Consider the following 17,616-nt stretch of genomic DNA (forward strand, 5'->3'; position numbering starts at 1 on the left):
GGCGTCTCCGAGCTCTTCGCCGGGCGTAACCACCGGCCCCCGGGGTGGGGGGGGGGCACCCCCGCGCCCGACCTCTTCCTGCACGCCGCCCGCTCGATGGGCGTCGACCCGGCCGCGTGCGTCGTCGTCGAGGACAGCCTGCCCGGCGTCCAGGCCGCCCGGGCGGCCGGGATGCGCGCCCTCGGCTACGCGGGCGGTCTCACCCCGGCGGAGCGCCTGGCCGGGCCGGACACGGTCGTCTTCGACGACATGCGGAAGCTGCCCGAGCTGATCCGACCCTAGGGCGGGTCTTTCGGGTCAGGCGACTACCAGGGCAGGGTGGTGCCGTACTCGCTCAGGAAGCGGCCGGTCGGGCCGTCGGCCGCCGCCGTCACCTGCGCGGCGATCCGTCGGCCGCCCTCCTCGGCGGTGAGCGAGCCGGTGTGGTCGTTCAGGTCCGTCGCGCAGAAACCGGGTTCGACGGAGCTGAACTTCACCCCGGCCTCCCGCAGGGCGCGGGCGTAGACGAGCGTGACGGCGTTGAGCGCGGCCTTGGACGTGTTGTACGCGAGCAGGGTCGCGTGCTCCCACACCGGGGAGTCCGGGTCGGCGAGGAACGACGTGCTGGCGAGGCCGCTGGAGACGTTGCACACGCAGCCGGCGGACGACTTCCGCAGCAGCGGGAGCAGCGCGTTGGTGACGGCGACGACGCCGAACACGTTCGTCTCGTACACCTCCCGCATCGCGGCGACGGGCAGCCGGTCGGGCGTGTGCTGCCGGTCCCGGGTGATGCCGGCGTTGTTGACGAGGGTGTCGAGCCGGCCGTGCTCGGCCTCGACCTGCTCGACGGCGGCGCCGATCGACGCCTCGTCGGTCACGTCGAGCCGCACGAAGTGGGCGTCGAGCCCCTCGGCGGTGAGTCGGGCGGCGGCCGCGGTGCCGCGCCCGTGGTCACGGGCACCGATCAGCACGGTGTGGCCGGCCCGGCCCAGTTCGCGGGCGGCGGCGAATCCGACACCCTTGTTGGCGCCGGTGATGAGGATGATGCGCTCGGTCATGGCATCGAGCCTGGCCCGCCGCGGGCGGCGCCGGGAGGGCACTGCCGAGGGTGGTATCGCCGGTGCCATGGTCGCCGGGCGAGCGGACGGGCCACACTGGAGGCGTGGAACACGTCGACCGGGCGGAGCTCGCCGCCTTCCTGCGCCGCTGGCGGGCGCGCGTGCAGCCGTCGGACGTCGGCCTGCCGGCCGGCGGGCGCCGCCGCACCCCGGGCCTGCGCCGCCAGGAGGTCGCCCAGCTCGCGGGCATGTCGGTGGAGTACTACATCCGCCTCGAACAGGGCCGCGGCCCGCGGCCGTCCCGCCAGATGCTCGGGGCGATCGGCCGGGCCCTGCGCCTGTCCGACGACGAGCGCGCCCACCTCCACCACCTCGTCGGTGAGCAGCCCGGCCCGCCGCCGGGCCTCGACCGGGAGGTCAGGGCGGGCGTCCTGCACCTGCTCGACCGGCTCGACGACACCCCGGCGGTGGTGTGCAGCGCGGTCCGCGACCTGCTCGCCTGGAACGCCATGGCCGCCGCCCTGCTCGGCGACTACTCCGCCCTGCCGCCCGCCGAGCGCAACCTGATCTGGCGCTTCTTCACCGATCCGGAGAGCCGCTCCCGCCACGACCCGGCGGGCGTCGAGCAGTTCAGCCGCGGCGCGGTCGCCGACCTGCGGGCGGCGACGGCCCGCTACCCCACCGACGCGGGCGTGCGCGGCCTGGTCGACCGCCTGCTGTCGGCCAGCGCCGAGTTCCGGGAGCTGTGGGCGCGGCAGGACGTCTCCGCCAGCCGCTCGAACCACAAGCGGATCCTGCACCCGGTCGTGGGCCCGCTCGACCTCGACTGCGAGGCGCTGCACGACCCGAAGCGCGACCAGTGGATCATCCTGTACACGGCGGCGCCCGGCACGCCCTCGCACGAGGCGCTGCGGCTGCTCAAGGTGGTCGGGAACCAGGACCTGGCGGTGCGGTAACCGCTTGCGGGGCTCCGGGGCTCCGGCCCGCTGGTGCGTCGTGTTCAGGTTCCCGGCCGGCCGTCCTGGGCTCGACGGCGTTCCGGTGGTCCGCGAGGTCGGTGACCGGACTCGGTCCGGGCCTCAGCTGTCGCCGGCCGGGAGCCGCCACACGAACGGGAAGAAGTCCCGCTTCCACTGCTCGGACCTCGCCAGGGCGTCGGCGGCCGCCGGGGCGCGCAGGAAGGTGCGGTGGCGCAGCAGTTCGCGGCGCTCGGCGGGGGTGAGCAGGCGGTCGTCCTCGTCGAGGTTCTCCGGGTGGTCGGCGGGCAGGTCCGGGTGGCCGTCGATCGGCACGCACTCGGCGACGTTGAGGTGGTCGCCGTCGGCCGTCCGGTAGTCGAGGCGCAGCTCGGTGCGCCACTGGGAGTTGCTGCCCCAGCCCTGCGAGAGGTCGACGGTCGGGCGGTGGCGCCGGCGGAAGGTCCAGTAGATCGGCCAGGCGTCGGCGACCCCGCGCTCCGCGTGCGCGGCGCCGGCCCGGACCCGTGCGCCGGCGCGGCTGAACAGCAGCTCGCCGAGCATCAGTCCGGGCCAGCGCAGGCCGAGCACCTCGACGGGCGCGTCCCGGTCGTCGGCCTGGTCGACCTCGGCGATCTCGTGGTGGAAGGGGTCGAAGGCGCCGTCGTCGACGATCGGGGTCATGCCGAGCGAGGCGAAGAAGCCGAGGTACTCCTGCCACGTCCGGGTGTCGTCCAGCAGGAGGTAGTCGCTCACGCGACTCAACGCGTAGAGCTCCCAGTTGAGTTCGCGTCCGTCCGGATCCTCCCACCAGGGCTGGTGCCGGGCCGTGGTGGCGAGTTCCTCGCGGTAGCCGGCGTGCAGGGCCCGGTCGAGCCAGGGGGTGACGATCTCCTCGTACCGGTGCGCGCCCTCGTAGTCCAGCAGTGCCTCGTAGAGCGCCCGCGCGCCGACCTCGTCCGTCATGCCGGGAGCCTACTCGCAGGTTTTACCGAACGGTCGACCAATTGTCCGCGCAGGTCGCGTAGCGTCCGGGGCATCCACCGAACGCGAACGACGCGGACGCCTGCCGCCACGGCCGGGCGTGCCGCCGGGAGGCATGCCGTGAACCTTGTCCACACCGCTTCGTCCCTGCCCGGGGCCTGGGAGTCGGCGCTCCTCGCCGCGGTCGGGACGGCGGTGGTGAAGGTCCTGCGGATGGACGGCCGCCCGCTGCCGCCCGAGGTCCACGCGACGGCGGAGGCGCTGGTCGTCGTGGAGGGGCGGCTGGAACTGCTGGTGGGCGATGCTGAGTTCACCGTTGCGGAGGGCGAGCTGTACCGGGTGCCGGCCGGTGCGGTCCATGCGGTGCGCCCGGGCAGTCGCGGGACGCTTCTCATCGTCGAGGTACCGGAGCGGCCCTCGTCTGGGACGATCGATTCATGATCTCGGACGAACGCTTGGACCAAGCCGCGCGGCTCTACGATCGTGCCGTATTCGGCGCCGACGCCGACGCCATCCCCGCCGCCGACCGCTGCCTCGACGCGGTGGAGGCGGACCTCGCGATGGCCCGCGGCCGGAACCTCCATGCCCGGTTCCTCGCGGAAGGGGTGGCGGAGGAAGGGGAGTTGACGCTCTTCTCGCGGGCGGACGAGCTCTACGAGGCGCTGGGGGACATGAGGGGCCGTGCCGACGCCCAGTTCTGGATCGGCACGTACCAGCAGTTGGTGCGCGGGGACGCCGAGGCCGCGCGCCCGTTCTTCGAGCGGGCACTTGAGCTGGCGGAGCAAGCCGACGACGACCTCATCCGGTCCTACGCCCTGCGCCACCTCGGCATCCTGGCCCACATGGCCGGCCGGTTGGCGGAAGCCCGCGCATGTTTGGAGGAGTCCACCGCGCTGCGGAGGAAGCTGAACTTCCGTGCGGGCGTGGCGGCGAACCTGGTGGGCCTGGCGTACATAGCCGCCCAGGAGGGCCGGGAGGACGATGCCGTCGCGACCCTGGCCGAGGCGGAGCGCCTGGCGACCGAGACGGAGTCGCACGGCGTCCTGCGCTGGGTTGCGGACGCGAAGCTCAAGCTTCGCTCAACTTCCGTGTAGGAAAGGGGAGTTTGGCTCATCTCAGAGGTGGGGGGAGAGAGCCCCGGCAGGCCCGGCCTGCCGGGCGCTCCCATGGGTTCAGAGCAGCCCGAAGTGGAACTCCCCAGCGGCGACCGGCGCCGGTGAACGCGGAGTGCGCCTCACGGTCGACGGCCAGACGAGTGGTTCAGGCGAGCGCCGCCGCGATGGCCGCCTCGGCGTGGAGGCGGGCGGTGGGGAAGACGGGGACGGGGCTGTCCTCGGCGTGGACGAGGAGTTCGATCTCGGTGCAGCCGAGGATGATGCCCTCGGCGCCAGCGGCGACCAGCTCGGCGATCACCCGGCGGTACGCGGCGCGCGACTCCTCGCGGACGACGCCGACGCACAGCTCCTCGTAGATGACCCGGTGCACGAGTGCGCGGCCCTCCGGGTCCGGGACGAGGACGTCCAGGCCGCCGCTCGATGCGAGCCGGCCGCGGTAGAAGTCCTGTTCCATCGTGAACGCCGTGCCCAGCAGCCCGACCCGGCGCAGGCCGGCGGTGCGGACGGCGGCCGCGGTGGCGTCGGCGAGGTGGAGGAGGGGGATGGTGACGGCGGAGGAGACCTGGTCGGCGACCTTGTGCATGGTGTTGGTGCAGATCAGCAGCAGGTCGGCCCCGGCCGCCTCCAGGGAGCGTGCGGCGTCGGCGAGGAGTTCGCCGGCCTCGGTCCAGCGGCCTTCGGTCTGGAGGCGTTCGACGGTGGCGAAGTCGACCGAGTAGAGCACGAGTCGGGCGGAGTGCAGTCCGCCGAGCCGCTCCCGGGCGAGTTCGTTGAGGAGGCGGTAGTACTCGGCGGTGGATTCCCAGCTCATGCCGCCGATCAGGCCGAGGGTCTTCATGGGGCCAAATATAAAGACAGAGGCGAATTTCATGCAAATATATAAGGCTAACTTTGAGGGGTGTCCCGCGGTACGCGGTGCTGCCATTCCCTCGTGAAGACGACCGAGCCGGCCTCCAGGGCGCGGAGCTGGACGATGCTGATGAAGTGGGTGGCGTCGCACCGGAGTTGGGCGCGGGTCTGGAGGGTGACGTCCCAGCCGAGGTCGGGGCGTTCCAGGCGGGTGGTGTGGTCGGTGCGGGCCTGGGCGCTGAGGGGGGCGTCGGTGAGGACGCGGTAGGCGGTCACGGTGTGCTCGTCGCGGACGAGGCCGTCGGGCTGGGTGCGGGTGCCGTCGGCGGCGGGGGAGAGTTCGGTGCGCCACTCGTGGCGGCCGAGGTCGTGGACGGTGACGCGTTCGGGGCGGGCGGTGAGCGGCTCGGTGAGGTGGACGGCGAGCGGGTCGGGCAGCACCGGGGACTCCAGGACGACGGCTGTCGCGCCCACGTCGGCGGCGAGGTGGCGGACGGGCAGGGTGAGGGTGCTGTGCGACGGGTCGACGGCGTACCCGGAGCCATCGGGGGCGGGCCACACCCACGGCCAGTACACGGACGAGAGCGCGAGCCGCAGCCGGTGCCCGGCCGGGAGGGAGAACGCGCAGGCGGCCAGTTCGACGGTGACGTCGGCCGTGCCCGACGTCACCAGTACGCCCCGGGTGATCAGTTCCGACGTCCCGTCCGGCCGGACCGCGCACAGCCGCGCGACGATCAGGGCCGGCCGCCCGTCCTCGCGCAGCCGCAGCCGGACGGACGGGATGCCGAGGACCTCGACGGGCTCGGGCTGCGGCCGGGAGTCGAAGCAGACCGAGCGCCCGTCCTCCTCGCGCTGGTCCGGCGCCCGGTCGGCGGGCCGGCCGAGCGGGACGTAGGCGCCCGCGTTGAGGCCGGTGTGCTGGGGCGAGCGGACGTGGACGTAGCGGTCGTCGGAGGTGGTGCCGGCGGTCTGCAGCTGGCCGTCGAGGCCGTAGTGGATCTCGCGGACGTCGGGGGAGGGCCAGGCCTCGTCGCCGACCCACCGGGTGCCGAGCAGGCTGCGCAGGGCCGGTTCCCTGCGGACGCCGGTGTCGATGTCGCGCAGCCAGTGGTCCCACCAGCGGAGGGTCTCGGGGAGGGTGTCCTCGGGCAGGCCGTGCGGCCAGGGGCCGACCAGGGCGCGGGCCTCGGGCGAGGTGGCGAGCAGGCGCAGGACGAACGAGCAGGACGGGTCGCCCCACCCGGCGATCGCGAGTGCGGGGACGGAGACCGGGACGGACGTCTCCCCGGCGGCGAGCCAGCGTTCGGCCGGCGGTTCCAGGGATTCGAGCCGGGCCAGCCACTGCGGGCGCCAGGCGTCGCCGACGTGGCGGGGGTCCGGCGGCCGGGCGGCGGAGGCGACCAGGGCGGTGAGCCGGGTGTGGAGGTCGGCGGCGAGGACGGCGCCGCCGAGCCGGTGGCCGCCCTCGGGGCAGGCGGTGACGACGGCGCGGACGGTCTCGGGGGAGCGCGCGGCGAGTTGCAGGGCCGTGGTACCGGCCGCGCCGACGCCGAGCAGCCCGACCCGGCCGCTGCACCAGGGGCGGGCGGCGAGCCAGGCGATCACGGCGGTGCCGTCGGCGAGCTCCCGGTCGTCGCCGGGGGTGACGGGCAGGCCGCCGGAGTTGCCGTGACCGCGGGTGTCGACCCGGACGGCGGCGTAGCCGTGGCCGGCGTACCAGGGGTGGCGGCGGGCGTCGTCGGCGGCGGACCAGTCGGTGAGCCGTCCGGCGGAGTACTCCAGGAGGGCGGGGACGGGTTCGTCGCTGACCGGCCGCCACACCCGGGCGGACAGCTCGGTGCCGTCGGGCAGGGGGATGCGGACGTCCTCGCGGGTGGTGTGGAAGGGGTACGACGGCATTGCCGCTCCCATCGGGTCCCGGGCCGGTGAACGCCGACGGGGGTGTGCGTGCCGGCATTCCGACCCTAGGGGAGGAGTCGGCCGATTTCCTGATGAATCGGGCGCGGTGGTGAAGGCCCGGATTTGCACCGCCTTCACCCGGCGTGTTCGGGGCTCGCCAGCGCGTGTTTGTGTCCGCAGTGCTTCAGTATTTGCGAACGGCTTGCAACTGCCTCCCGGTCGAGGGAAGGATGTCCCCGCACTCCGCTCCCCCGAAAGGACCACAGCAATGGCCAGCCCCGCCGCAGGTGCCCCGTCCGTCAGATGGTGGCACCGGCTCACCCGCGAGGAGTGGATCCGCCTGGCCGGCATGGGCGGCTTCATCCTCGCGCTGCACGTGATCGGCTGGTTCACGCTGCTGGCGCTCGTCGCGCCCGAGCACTACGACGTCGGCGGCCAGGTCTTCGGGGCCGGCATGGGCCTCACCGCCTACACCCTCGGCATGCGGCACGCCTTCGACGCGGACCACATCGCGGCGATCGACAACACCACCCGCAAGCTGATGGGCCAGGGGAAGCGGCCGCTGTCGGTCGGCTTCTGGTTCTCGCTCGGCCACTCCTCGATCGTCTTCGGCCTCTGCGCCCTGCTGGCCTTCGGCATCCGCTCGCTCGCGGACCAGGTCGAGGCGGACGACTCGACGCTGCACCGGATGACGGGCCTGATCGGCACCACCGTCTCGGGGACGTTCCTGCTGCTGCTCGGCCTGATCAACCTGGGCGCCTTCAACGGCATCCTCAAGGTCTTCCGCAAGATGCGCGTCGGCGAGTACGACGAGGAGGAGCTGGAGCGCCAGCTGGAGAAGCGCGGGCTGATGAACCGCATCCTCGGCAAGGTCACCCGGGCGGTCACCAAGCCCTGGCACATGTACCCGGTGGGCCTGCTGTTCGGGCTCGGCTTCGACACCGCGACCGAGGTCTCGCTGCTGGTGCTGGCGGGCGGCGCGGCGGCCTTCTCGCTGCCCTGGTACGCGCTGCTGACGCTGCCGATCCTGTTCGCGGCCGGGATGAGCCTGCTGGACACGATCGACGGTTCGTTCATGAACTTCGCCTACGAGTGGGCGTTCTCCCGCCCGGTCCGCAAGATCTACTACAACCTGACCGTCACCGGCCTGTCGGTCCTGGTCGCGCTGGTGATCGGCCTGATCGAGCTGATCGGCCTGCTCGGCGAGAAGCTGGACATCACCAGCGGCCCGATCGGCTGGATCGGCTCCCTGGACCTCAACTTCGTCGGCTACGCGATCGTCGGCCTGTTCGTGGTCACCTGGGCCGGGGCGATCCTGTTCTGGAAGTTCGGCAAGGTCGAGGAGAAGTGGTCGGCGGGCCTGGTCTCGGCCGGCAGCGAGGCGGAGTAGTCCCCGGAGCGGTACGAAGGGGCGGCGGACCGGAGTGCGGTCCGCCGCCCCTTCGGCGTTCCGGGGTCAGCGCAGCGCGGCCAGCACCGCGTCGGCCATCACCTTCTCGCCCGTCGCGTTCGGGTGGAACGGCACGGCGGGCGAGCCGGGCAGCGCGCCCTCGACCCAGCGGTCGTCCGAGCAGGCGTCGTGCCCGGCGGTCGGCGTCCGCGTGTCGACGTAGACCGCGCCGCTGCTCGCGGCGGTGGCCTTGAGCATGGCGTTGAGGCTGCTCAGCGTCCGGTACAGGTACGGGATGTCGCGCGGCGCGATGGGCTGGCGCAGCACGCAGGACGAGCCGTCGGCGGGCAGCACGGACGGGTATCCGACCAGCAGGAGCTTGGCCTTGGGGGCCTTGGCGCGGATCGTGGCGATCGCGGCGGCGAGCCGGGGCTGCGCCGCGTCGATGCGGTCGGCGAGATCGTCCTCGCCGTACTGCCAGCTCCAGCTGCTCCAGTCCCAGTGGCCGTGGTTGTAGACGTCCTGGCAGGGCGTGCCGAGCGGGTTGACGACGGCGCCGGCGATGCAGGTGGCGATGACGTCGCCGATGCCGATGTCGCTGGTGCCGAGGTCGTTGCCGCCGATGCCGAGGGTGATGAGGTCGGCGTCCGGGGTCACGGCGTCCAGCTGCGGGTCGTTGACCTTCAGGAACAGGTCGTACTGGGACTCGGTGACGTTCTTGACCTTGGCTGCGGCGCAGGTGACGTCGGTGTAGGCGCCCGCGTGGAGGGCGGCGGCGACGAGGTGGCCGTAGTTGTGGTCGGAGCGCAGGCACAGGCCGGCGGACTGGCCGGGCACGCCCGCGCCGGCGGCGTAGGAGTCGCCGAGCGCCACGTAGTGCTTCGGGGCGGGGGTGGCCGCCTGGGCGGTCGTCGTGGTGAGCGCGAGCGCGGCGCCGAGGGCGACGGCGGCGAGCGCGGAATTGCGGGCGCGGCGGACGCGCGAGCGGTGGGGCTGATTCCGGGCAGGGCGGAACACGGTTCCTCCTGGGGGAGAGAAACGACGAGGTGGGGGTCGTGCCAGCCGGGCGCCACAGCTACTCACAGGTAAGTTACTGCCAGGTTTCGTGCCCGTCCATCCTCGGCGGGGAATTTCTCGAAAATGCGTCAGATGGGGCCGCAGGTTATTTCGAATTACGCTCCGGTGTGTATCGAAGGTATTTCCGAAACGCCCCGGAGCGGAATTGGTGCCACTGCTTGTCACCTGCGGCCGCCGCCGGTTGACCGGACGTCACCGCAGGCCGCAGTATCGGGCGCACAGCGACGGCGCCCGTCCCCCCGCGCCGTCCGCACCCCCGCGACGGAGGACTGCGCAATGGCCCTGGACGCCGACGTCATCGTCATCGGAGCGGGACTCGCCGGTCTCACCGCCACCGCCGAACTCGCCGACGCCGGACGGAAGGTGATCCTGCTCGACCAGGAGCCCGCGGCCTCCTTCGGCGGCCAGGCGCACTGGTCCTTCGGCGGCCTCTTCCTCGTCGACTCCCCCGAGCAGCGCCGGATGCGGATCCGCGACTCGCACGCCCTCGCCCTCCAGGACTGGCGCGGCACCGCGGGCTTCGACCGGCCCGAGGACGCCTGGCCGCGCCGCTGGGCCGAGGCCTACGTCGACTTCGCGGCCGGCGAGAAGCGGGCCTGGCTGCACGGGATGGGCGTGCGGTTCTTCCCCGTGGTGGGCTGGGCCGAGCGCGGCGGCTTCCTCGCCGACGGGCCGGGCAACTCGGTGCCCCGCTTCCACATCACCTGGGGCACCGGGCCGGGGCTGCTCGAACCCTTCGTCCGCCGGGTGCGCGCCGCGGCCGCCCGCGGGCTCGTCGATCTCCGGTTCCGCCACCGCGTCACCGGGCTCGCGGCCACCGCGGGCGTCACCGACACCGTCACCGGGGAGGTGCTGGAGCCCAGCGCGGCCGCCCGCGGCGAGGCCAGCTCACGGGACGTCGCCGGACGGTTCGAACTGCGCGCCCGGGCCGTGATCGTGACCTCCGGCGGCATCGGCGGCAACCACGAACTCGTCCGCAGGGCCTGGCCCGCCCGGCTCGGCACCCCGCCCGCGCGGCTGCTCTCCGGCGTGCCCGCGCACGTCGACGGCCTGATGCTCGGCATCGCCGGCGCGGTCGGCGGGAACCTGATCAACGGCGACCGGATGTGGCACTACACCGAGGGCATCGAGAACTGGGACCCGGTCTGGGCCCGGCACGGCATCCGGATCCTGCCCGGCCCGTCCTCGCTCTGGCTCGACGCGACCGGCCGCCGGCTGCCCGTGCCGCTGTTCCCCGGCTTCGACACCCTCGGGACGCTCGAACACATCATGGCCACCGGGCACGAGCACACCTGGTTCGTGCTCAACCAGCGCATCATCGAGAAGGAGTTCACCCTCTCCGGCTCCGAGCAGAACCCGGACCTGACCGGGCGGTCGGTGCGCGGCGTGCTCGGCCGCGCGCTGCCCGGCGCCCCCGGCCCGGTCAAGGGCCACCTGCGGCACGGGCCCGACTTCGTCGTCGCGGGCAACCTCCCCGACCTCGCCCGCGGCATGAACGCCAGGACCCGCCGGCCGCTGATCGACCCGGACGAGCTGCGCCGCACCGTCGAGGACCGCGACCGGCAGCTGGCCAACCCCTTCGCCAAGGACCTCCAGGTCACCGCGATCCACGGCGCCCGCCGCTACCTCGGCGACCGCCTGGTGCGCACCGCCGCCCCGCACCGCATCCTCGACCCGTCCGCGGCCCCGCTGATCGCCGTGCGCCTCACCGTCCTGACGCGCAAGTCCCTCGGGGGCCTGGAGACCGACCTCGCCTCACGCGTCCTGCGGCCGGACGGCGAGGTGCTCCCGGGCCTGTACGCGGCGGGCGAGGCGGCGGGCTTCGGCGGCGGAGGCGTGCACGGCTACCGCTCGCTGGAGGGGACGTTCCTCGGGGGCTGCCTGTTCTCGGGCCGCGCCGCAGGCCGCGCGGCGGCGGAGGCGACGGCCTGACGATTCGTCAGTTCGCGCCGATCGGAGCCTTCCCGGCTCGGCCGGAGGCGGCGGCGGCGACGAGGGCGGCGATCCCGTCGGCGAAGAACAGGAGCGGGCCGAGGACGAGCAGGACGATCGCGCCGGTCAACTTGCCCGGCAGGGGAGGCGTTTCGACATCGGTGCCGGTGTGCCAGACCACCCGCTCGCCGAGCTGCGCCAGGTCCACCGTCGCCGTGCCCTGCCGGTCCTCGACGAAGGCCTGGCCCGGCAGGACGGTGACGTCGACGTCGCGCGGGCACGAGCCGTCCACCGGCTTCCCGTTGAGCGTGAACCGCCCGGCCCGGCAGGTGATCCGGTCGCCGGCGAGGGCCATGACCCGTTCGAGGAAGGCGTGGTCCGTGGCCGGCGGGGTGCCGAGGTAGTGGATCTCGCCGCGCTGCACGTCTTCGGCCCGGACCCGGTCGGTGAGCAGCAGGTCGTCGTCCAGGGTCTTCGTCGCGTAGCCGGTGAGGAGCACGGCGAAGCCGAGGCCCACCGCGACCAGTCCCGCCGCCCGGAGCGCGATCCTCCGCAGCCGCTTCCCGTTCACCGGTCGGCCAGGCCCAGGCGCAGGTGGTCGACGTGGTAGACGGCCTGGTCGAGCAGCGCGGCCACGTGGTCGTCGTGCAGCGAGTAGACGACCGAGCGGCCGCGGCGCTCGCCGACGACCAGGCCGAGGTTGCGCAGCAGCCGCAGCTGGTGCGAGCACGCGGACTGTTCCAGGCCGACGGCCTCGGCGAGTTCGGTGGCGGCCATCGGGCCCTCCCGTAGCCGGCCGAGGATCAGCAGGCGGGACGGGGTGGCCAGGGCCTGGAGGGTGGTGGCCACCTTGGCCGCGTTGGACGCGTCCAGGCGCATCCGCGGTACGGCGCTGTCGGCGGTCGCATGTCCCATGGGGGCATCCTACGGACCGCCCGCGGGCGGACGGCACCCGCCGGTGGGCCGGAACCGTGCGGGTACGCTGCGGAGGCCGAACGGGCCGCCGACCAGAGGAGAAGCCGAACCCATGAGCCGCCGAGACCGCGACCGCCCGCGTGCCGCCGCCTCCCCGGTGACCGTCACGGTCTGCCGCGGGTGCTGCTGCGGCACCGAGCAGAAGCACCCGGGTGTGGACCACGCCGGGCAGTACGAGCGGCTGCGGACGGCGGTCGGGTCGGCGGGCCGGGTGCGGGCGGTCAAGTGCCTGGACGCGTGCACGCATTCGAACGTGGTCGTGGTGGGCCCGTCCGGCGAGGGGCGGGCGGCCGGGGGCCGGCCGGTCTGGCTGGGCTGGGTGCTGGCCGACGACATGATCGACGAGATCGCCGCGTGGGTGCACGCGGGCGGCCCCGGCCTGGCCGATCCGCCGGGCCTGCTCGACCTGCAGGAGGTCGCGGTCTCGCGCCGGATCCGCGAGGGCCTGCCGGAGTGAGGCCCCCGTCGTGACGGGGTCGCCCCGGTCATGCGTACACAAGTCTCACGCGGGGTCAACTGGCCCGACTAGCATGACCGGTGGCTCCGAGCGGATCCGCCCAGGGAGGAAGACGATGACCACGGTCTGCCGCATCTGCGCGGGCACCGGCCGCACCGCCGGCCTCAACTGCCGCACCTGCCAGGGCACCGGGACGACGGAGGTCGGCGGCGGGGGCGGCAACTGCTTCCTGTGCGACGGCACCGGGGTGTACGTCCGCTACCGGGTGGACGCGACCGGCGCCAAGCACGCCTACCGCGACGAGATCTGCCGCACCTGCGACGGCACGGGCAACCGCGCCACCACGAGCTGGGACGAGCCGTCCGGCTGAGGCCCGACGTCCGACGGCCGGTCATGTCCGCCACCACGGGGAGGCCATGATCCGGTGTCGGAATGGTCGTGGACATGATCTTTGCCTGGACTTGACCGGGTATTGGCGTCCGGGTGGTGTTCGCGCACCTGTCCGTTCACCGCGCGTCCGTGCACGGGCCACGCGCCGCTGGAAGAGTCCCGCGCATGGATATCCCTCACATGGGCGTACCGGCCAAGCTCGCCGACCGCATGAGCATGGCCGAGCAGCACGAGTACCTGCGGGCCCGCTTCTCCCGTCGCCGGATGCTCCGCGCCGGTGCCGTCACGGTCGGTGCGGTCGCGGTGGGCGGTGCCCTGGGCAGCGGCACCGCCTTCGCGGCGCCGGCCACCCCGCAGCTGCTGACGGGCGGCACGGCGGACGGGATCGACGGTGCGGTGGTCGCGCCGACCGGCCGTCACCTCCAGTTCGGCGCCGAGCCGGACACCCAGTTCCGCATCTCGTGGCAGGTGCCGGTGCCGGTCAAGAAGCCTTTCCTGCGCTTCGGCAAGCACCCGTGGGACCTCGGCCACAAGGTCGAGGCCGAGGTCCGTGCCCTGCACACCCCGGCGCTGACCCCGACCGGCCAGCCGGTGGACCAGTACTACCTGCACGTGGCGCTGGAGGACCTGGAGCCGGACACCACGTACTACTACGGCGTCGGCCACCAGGGCTTCGACCCGGCCTCGCAGCAGCAGATCTCCACGCTGCACACCTTCCGCACCGCGCCCTCCCGCGACCACCGCTGGGGCAGGGTGTACGAGCCGTTCACCTTCACCGCGTTCGGCGACCAGGGCGTCAGCGCGCACGCGGCGGGCAACGACAACATCATCAAGGCCCAGAAGCCGGCCTTCCACCTGCACGCCGGCGACATCTGCTACGCCGACCCGGCCGGCTCCGGCACCGACCCGGACAAGGCCGTCTACAACGCGAAGACCTGGGACGCCTTCCTGGTCCAGACCGAGACGGTCGCCGCCGACATCCCGTGGATGGTCGCCTACGGCAACCACGACATCGAGGCCTGGTACTCGCCCAACGGCTACGGCGGCGAGAACACCCGCTTCTTCCTGCCGGACAACGGGCCGGACCCGCGCAACGTCCCCGGCGTCTACACCTTCCGCTACAAGAACGTCGGCGTCATCTCCCTGGACGCCAACGACGTCTCCTACGAGATCCCGGCCAACCTCGGCCTCTCCGCGGGCAAGCAGACCCGGTGGCTGGAGCGCACGCTCAAGGACCTGCGCGGCGACGAGACCGTCGACTTCATCGTGGTCTTCTTCCACCACTGCGCCTTCTCCACCACGGTCGCGCACGCCTCCGAGGGCGGCGTCCGCGAGGCCTGGGTGCCGCTGTTCGAGAAGTACCGGGTGGACCTGGTCATCAACGGCCACAACCACATCTACGAGCGCACCGACGCCATCCTGGGCAACAAGGTCTCCAAGCAGGTGCCGAGCGGCGCCACCATCGAGCCCGAGAAGGACGGCGTGGTCTACGTGACCGCCGGTGCCGCCGGGCGCAGCCTGTACAACTTCGCGACCCCGGACACCTACGAGGGCCACGAGAACCACCAGGACGAGGTCCAGAGCTACTACTGGAGCAAGGGGCGGGTGAAGACCCCCGAGACCATCCAGTGGTCGCGGGTGCGCTACACCGGCTACTCCTTCATCAAGGTCGACGTGACCCCGGCCCAGCTGGGCCAGAAGTCGGTCATGAAGGTCACCGCGCTGGCCGAGAACGGCACGCAGATCGACAACTACACGATCCTGCGCAAGGTCGGCGAGGGCTGGGACTCCGGCCGCGACGACGACGGCGAGGGCGGCGGCTGGGGCTGGTAGTCCCGAGCGGTCGTGACGGTGCCCCGGTGTCGAGGACCGACGCCGGGGCACCGGTGCGTCAGCGCCGGGGCCCGTACATGATCACGCCGACCCCGGCGAGGCAGACCAGAGCGCCGATCACGTCGTAGCGGGTCGGCCGGAAGCCGTCCACGGCCACGCCCCACAGCAGGGAGCCGGCCACGAACACCCCGCCGTACGCGGCCAGGACGCGGCCGAAGGTGCCGTCCGGCTGGAGCGCGGCGACGAACCCGTACGCGCCGAGCGCCACGACGCCCACGCCGGCCAGCCACCACGGCCGTTGCTCCCGGACGCTCTGCCACACGAGCCAGCAGCCGCCGATCTCGGCGAGCGCGGCGAGGGCGAACAGGGCGACGGAGCGCAGGACGGTCATGACGTGCCAGGGTATGCGTTCCGACGTGCCGGGGTGTGCGTTCCGACGTGCCGGGGTGTGTGCTCAGACCTGCCGGTACGTCGCCAGGAAGCGCCCGATGCGGTTGATCGCCGTCTCCAGGTCGTCGGCCCGGGGGAGGGTGACGAAGCGGAAGTGGTCCGGGCGGGGCCAGTTGAAGCCGGTGCCCTGGACGACGTGGATCTTCTCGCGGAGCAGCAGGTCCAGCACGAACTGCTCGTCATCGACGATCTTGTGCACCGCCGGGTCCAGCCGGGCGAACGCGTACAGCGCGCCCTTGGGCTTGACGCAGCTGACGCCCGGGATCTCGTTGAGCGCCTTGAACGCGACGTCCCGCTGCTCGGTGAGCCGGCCGCCGGGCAGCACGAGGTCGTTGATGGACTGGTGGCCGCCGAGCGCGGCCTGGACGGCGAACTGCGCCGGCACGTTGGGGCACAGCCGCATGCCGCAGAGCATCGTCAGGCCCTCCAGGTAGTCCGTGGCGTGCTGCTTGGGCCCGGAGACGACCAGCCAGCCGCTGCGGAAGCCGGCCACCCGGTAGGCCTTGGACAGGCCGTTGAACGTCAGGGTGAGGACGTCGTCGGCGAGCGCGGCCAGGCAGTGGTGCTCGGTGTCGTCGTAGAGGATCTTGTCGTAGATCTCGTCGGCCAGGACCATCAGCTGGTGGCGCCGGGCGAGGTCGAGGATGCCCTCCAGGAGCTCCTTCGGGTACACCGCGCCGGTCGGGTTGTTGGGGTTGATGACCACGATCGCCTTGGTGCGGGCGGTGATCTTGGCGGCGATGTCCTCCAGGCTCGGGTACCAGTCGGCCCCCTCGTCGCACAGGTAGTGGACGGCCTTGCCGCCGGCCAGCCGCACCACGGCCGTCCACAGCGGGTAGTCCGGCATCGGGACGAGCACCTCGTCGCCGTCGTCGACGAGCGCCGTGACGGCCATCTGGATCAGCTCGGAGACGCCGTTGCCGAGGTAGACGTCGTTGACGTCGACGCCCTGCACCCCGCGCTGCTGGTAGTACTGCACCACCGCGCGGCGGGCGGGCAGGATGCCGCGCGAGTCGCTGTACCCGTGCGCCTTCGGGAGGTTGCGGATGATGTCCTGGATGATCTCCTCGGGCGCCTCGAAGCCGAACGGCGCCGGGTTGCCGGTGTTCAGCCGCAGGACGCTGTGCCCGGCCTCCTCCAGCGCGTTGGCCTGGTCGACCACCGGGCCGCGGATCTCGTAGCACACGTCATTCAGCTTGCTGGACTGCCGAAACTCCACTGCGGCCTCCCGACCGTTACGGTCACACCCCGTTCGCGCTCTGCAGCTTTGTTCTACCAAGTAAGCACTTGGAAAGTCCAACCTTTTGGCTATGCTGATCCACATGTCACGCCGAAGCTACGACCAGTACTGCGCCGTCGCCCGCGCCCTGGACGCGGTGGGGGAGCGCTGGAGTCTCCTGATCGTCCGTGAACTCCTCCGCGGCCCGCGTCGCTACACCGACCTGCACGCCGACCTGCCCGGCGTCTCCACCGACATCCTCGCCGCCCGGCTCAAGCAGCTGGAGGGCGAGGGCCTCGTGCTGCGCCGCCGGCTCGAACCGCCCGCCAGCGCCACGGTCTACGAGCTCACCGGGCGCGGCCGCGAACTGCGCCGCGTCATCGAGGCGTTGGGCGAGTGGGGCCTGCCGGCCCTCGGCGAGCAGCGGCCGACGGACGCGGTGCGGGAGCACTGGGTCACGGGGGCGCCGGAGGCCGTCGACGTGGTCGCGGCCGCCACCGGCTGACGGGGGGCGGCGGACGGCGCCGGCTGACGGGGGGTGGCGGACGGCGCCGCTCCGGTCCATGCGTACGATCGTCGGACCACGGAGCAGTCGGAGGAGAGCGGAGAGCGCCCGTGCCCACCACGTACCGCAGTTACGTCGCCGTCGGGGACTCCTTCACCGAAGGCATGTGCGACGACCTCATGCCCGACGGCCACTACCGCGGCTGGGCCGACCGGGTCGCCGCCGCGCTCGCGGACGAACTGGCCGAAGCGCCCGGCGCCGACGCCTTCCGCTACGCCAACCTCGCCGTCCGCGGCAAGCTCATCGGCCAGATCCACGACGAACAGCTCGCCGTCGCGGCCGGGATGGGCGCCGACCTCGTCACCCTCGCCGGCGGCCTCAACGACGTGCTGCGCCCCGGCTGCGACATCGCCGAGGTCGAGCGGCTGCTCGGCCGCGGGGGCCCCCGCCGGCGGGGCCGCGGGGGCCCCCGCGCGCGCGCCCCCCCCCCCCCCCCCCCCCCCCGGCGGGGGGGCGGGGCCCGCCGGCGGCCCCCGCTACAGGGGGTG

General features: G+C 72.9%; 18 protein-coding genes and 2 pseudogenes. 11 read left to right on the top strand and 9 right to left on the bottom strand.

Translation table 11 applies throughout. From position 1 onward, the window contains the following. On the top strand, positions 1-282 hold a 282-nt coding region (locus ACFV4F_RS33535), incomplete at its 5' end, for an HAD family hydrolase (protein ID WP_380508280.1). Positions 283-305: 23 nt separating this feature from the next. Here ACFV4F_RS33535 and ACFV4F_RS33540 read toward each other — a convergent pair. Further along, the gene (locus tag ACFV4F_RS33540) at positions 306-1,037 is read right to left on the bottom strand and encodes an SDR family oxidoreductase (RefSeq protein ID WP_380443517.1); all 732 of its coding nucleotides are present in this window, start codon (positions 1,035-1,037) and stop codon (positions 306-308) included. A 104-nt stretch (positions 1,038-1,141) separates the two neighbouring features. On the opposite strand from ACFV4F_RS33540, the gene ACFV4F_RS33545 reads away from it, so the two are divergent. Next, positions 1,142-1,993, top strand: coding sequence for a helix-turn-helix transcriptional regulator (locus tag ACFV4F_RS33545; RefSeq protein WP_380443515.1), 852 nt, complete (start codon positions 1,142-1,144; stop codon positions 1,991-1,993). A 123-nt stretch (positions 1,994-2,116) separates the two neighbouring features. On the opposite strand, the gene ACFV4F_RS33550 is transcribed toward ACFV4F_RS33545, so the two are convergent. Continuing rightward, complete coding sequence (locus tag ACFV4F_RS33550) at positions 2,117-2,959, bottom strand: hypothetical protein (protein ID WP_380508282.1); 843 nt, start codon at positions 2,957-2,959, stop codon at positions 2,117-2,119. A 138-nt stretch (positions 2,960-3,097) separates the two neighbouring features. On the opposite strand from ACFV4F_RS33550, the gene ACFV4F_RS33555 reads away from it, so the two are divergent. Both ACFV4F_RS33555 and ACFV4F_RS33560 read left to right on the top strand, forming a co-directional pair. Continuing rightward, on the top strand, positions 3,098-3,418 hold the full coding sequence (locus tag ACFV4F_RS33555) for a cupin domain-containing protein (RefSeq protein ID WP_380508285.1): 321 nt from the start codon (positions 3,098-3,100) through the stop codon (positions 3,416-3,418). Next, the gene (locus ACFV4F_RS33560) at positions 3,415-4,071 is read left to right on the top strand and encodes a tetratricopeptide repeat protein (RefSeq protein ID WP_380508288.1); all 657 of its coding nucleotides are present in this window, start codon (positions 3,415-3,417) and stop codon (positions 4,069-4,071) included. Before ACFV4F_RS33555 ends, ACFV4F_RS33560 begins: the two co-directional genes overlap by 4 nt. Positions 4,072-4,237: 166 nt before the next feature. Here the strand turns inward: ACFV4F_RS33560 and ACFV4F_RS33565 are convergent, their stop codons facing one another. Both ACFV4F_RS33565 and ACFV4F_RS33570 read right to left on the bottom strand, forming a co-directional pair. Next, a complete protein-coding gene (locus tag ACFV4F_RS33565; protein WP_380508291.1) occupies positions 4,238-4,930 on the bottom strand; it encodes an aspartate/glutamate racemase family protein in 693 nt (230 codons plus the stop codon). Positions 4,931-4,977: 47 nt separating this feature from the next. Continuing rightward, positions 4,978-6,840: a CocE/NonD family hydrolase gene (locus ACFV4F_RS33570; protein ID WP_380508293.1), complete on the bottom strand. Its 1,863-nt coding sequence runs from the start codon at positions 6,838-6,840 to the stop codon at positions 4,978-4,980. Positions 6,841-7,108: 268 nt separating this feature from the next. Between ACFV4F_RS33570 and ACFV4F_RS33575 the strand changes: the two genes are divergently transcribed. Next, complete coding sequence (locus tag ACFV4F_RS33575) at positions 7,109-8,230, top strand: HoxN/HupN/NixA family nickel/cobalt transporter (RefSeq protein WP_380443503.1); 1,122 nt, start codon at positions 7,109-7,111, stop codon at positions 8,228-8,230. Between the two features lie 66 nt (positions 8,231-8,296). Here the strand turns inward: ACFV4F_RS33575 and ACFV4F_RS33580 are convergent, their stop codons facing one another. After that, positions 8,297-9,247 (bottom strand): SGNH/GDSL hydrolase family protein, encoded by a 951-nt coding sequence (locus ACFV4F_RS33580; protein WP_380508296.1) that lies wholly within the window; start codon positions 9,245-9,247, stop codon positions 8,297-8,299. A 132-nt stretch (positions 9,248-9,379) separates the two neighbouring features. Between ACFV4F_RS33580 and ACFV4F_RS33585 the strand changes: the two genes are divergently transcribed. Continuing rightward, positions 9,380-11,239, top strand: coding sequence for an FAD-binding dehydrogenase (locus ACFV4F_RS33585; protein ID WP_380508298.1), 1,860 nt, complete (start codon positions 9,380-9,382; stop codon positions 11,237-11,239). Between the two features lie 7 nt (positions 11,240-11,246). Here ACFV4F_RS33585 and ACFV4F_RS33590 read toward each other — a convergent pair whose 3' ends face one another. After that, a complete protein-coding gene (locus ACFV4F_RS33590) occupies positions 11,247-11,810 on the bottom strand; it encodes a S26 family signal peptidase (RefSeq protein ID WP_380508301.1) in 564 nt (187 codons plus the stop codon). Next, entirely contained in the window at positions 11,807-12,154 is a 348-nt protein-coding gene (locus ACFV4F_RS33595) for a metalloregulator ArsR/SmtB family transcription factor (protein ID WP_359968280.1), read from the bottom strand. The genes ACFV4F_RS33590 and ACFV4F_RS33595 overlap by 4 nt, the downstream gene beginning before the upstream one ends. A 112-nt stretch (positions 12,155-12,266) precedes the next feature. Between ACFV4F_RS33595 and ACFV4F_RS33600 the strand changes: the two genes are divergently transcribed. From ACFV4F_RS33600 to ACFV4F_RS33610, 3 genes are all read left to right on the top strand, one after another. Beyond that, complete coding sequence (locus ACFV4F_RS33600; RefSeq protein ID WP_380443495.1) at positions 12,267-12,671, top strand: (2Fe-2S) ferredoxin domain-containing protein; 405 nt, start codon at positions 12,267-12,269, stop codon at positions 12,669-12,671. A 115-nt stretch (positions 12,672-12,786) separates the two neighbouring features. Further along, positions 12,787-13,041 carry a hypothetical protein gene (locus ACFV4F_RS33605; RefSeq protein WP_380443493.1) on the top strand — a complete coding sequence of 85 codons (255 nt, stop codon included), beginning with the start codon at positions 12,787-12,789 and terminating at the stop codon, positions 13,039-13,041. 185 nt (positions 13,042-13,226) lie between these two features. After that, positions 13,227-14,894: a fibronectin type III domain-containing protein gene (locus ACFV4F_RS33610; RefSeq protein WP_380443491.1), complete on the top strand. Its 1,668-nt coding sequence runs from the start codon at positions 13,227-13,229 to the stop codon at positions 14,892-14,894. Positions 14,895-14,952: 58 nt separating this feature from the next. Here ACFV4F_RS33610 and ACFV4F_RS33615 read toward each other — a convergent pair whose 3' ends face one another. Together ACFV4F_RS33615 and ACFV4F_RS33620 are read right to left on the bottom strand one after the other, a co-directional pair. Continuing rightward, entirely contained in the window at positions 14,953-15,285 is a 333-nt protein-coding gene (locus ACFV4F_RS33615; protein WP_380498282.1) for a YnfA family protein, read from the bottom strand. A 63-nt stretch (positions 15,286-15,348) separates the two neighbouring features. Then, the gene (locus ACFV4F_RS33620; RefSeq protein ID WP_380508305.1) at positions 15,349-16,563 is read right to left on the bottom strand and encodes a pyridoxal phosphate-dependent aminotransferase; all 1,215 of its coding nucleotides are present in this window, start codon (positions 16,561-16,563) and stop codon (positions 15,349-15,351) included. Positions 16,564-16,666: 103 nt separating this feature from the next. Here ACFV4F_RS33620 and ACFV4F_RS33625 point away from each other — a divergent pair. Next, positions 16,667-17,017, top strand: a pseudogene (locus tag ACFV4F_RS33625) (winged helix-turn-helix transcriptional regulator); the annotation flags it as partial. Between the two features lie 215 nt (positions 17,018-17,232). Further along, positions 17,233-17,616 (top strand): annotated as a pseudogene (locus ACFV4F_RS33630) (SGNH/GDSL hydrolase family protein); the annotation flags it as partial.

It is taken from the genome of Kitasatospora sp. NPDC059722 (assembly GCF_042733235.1).
In the GTDB taxonomy this organism is placed as follows: Bacteria; Actinomycetota; Actinomycetes; order Streptomycetales; family Streptomycetaceae; genus Kitasatospora.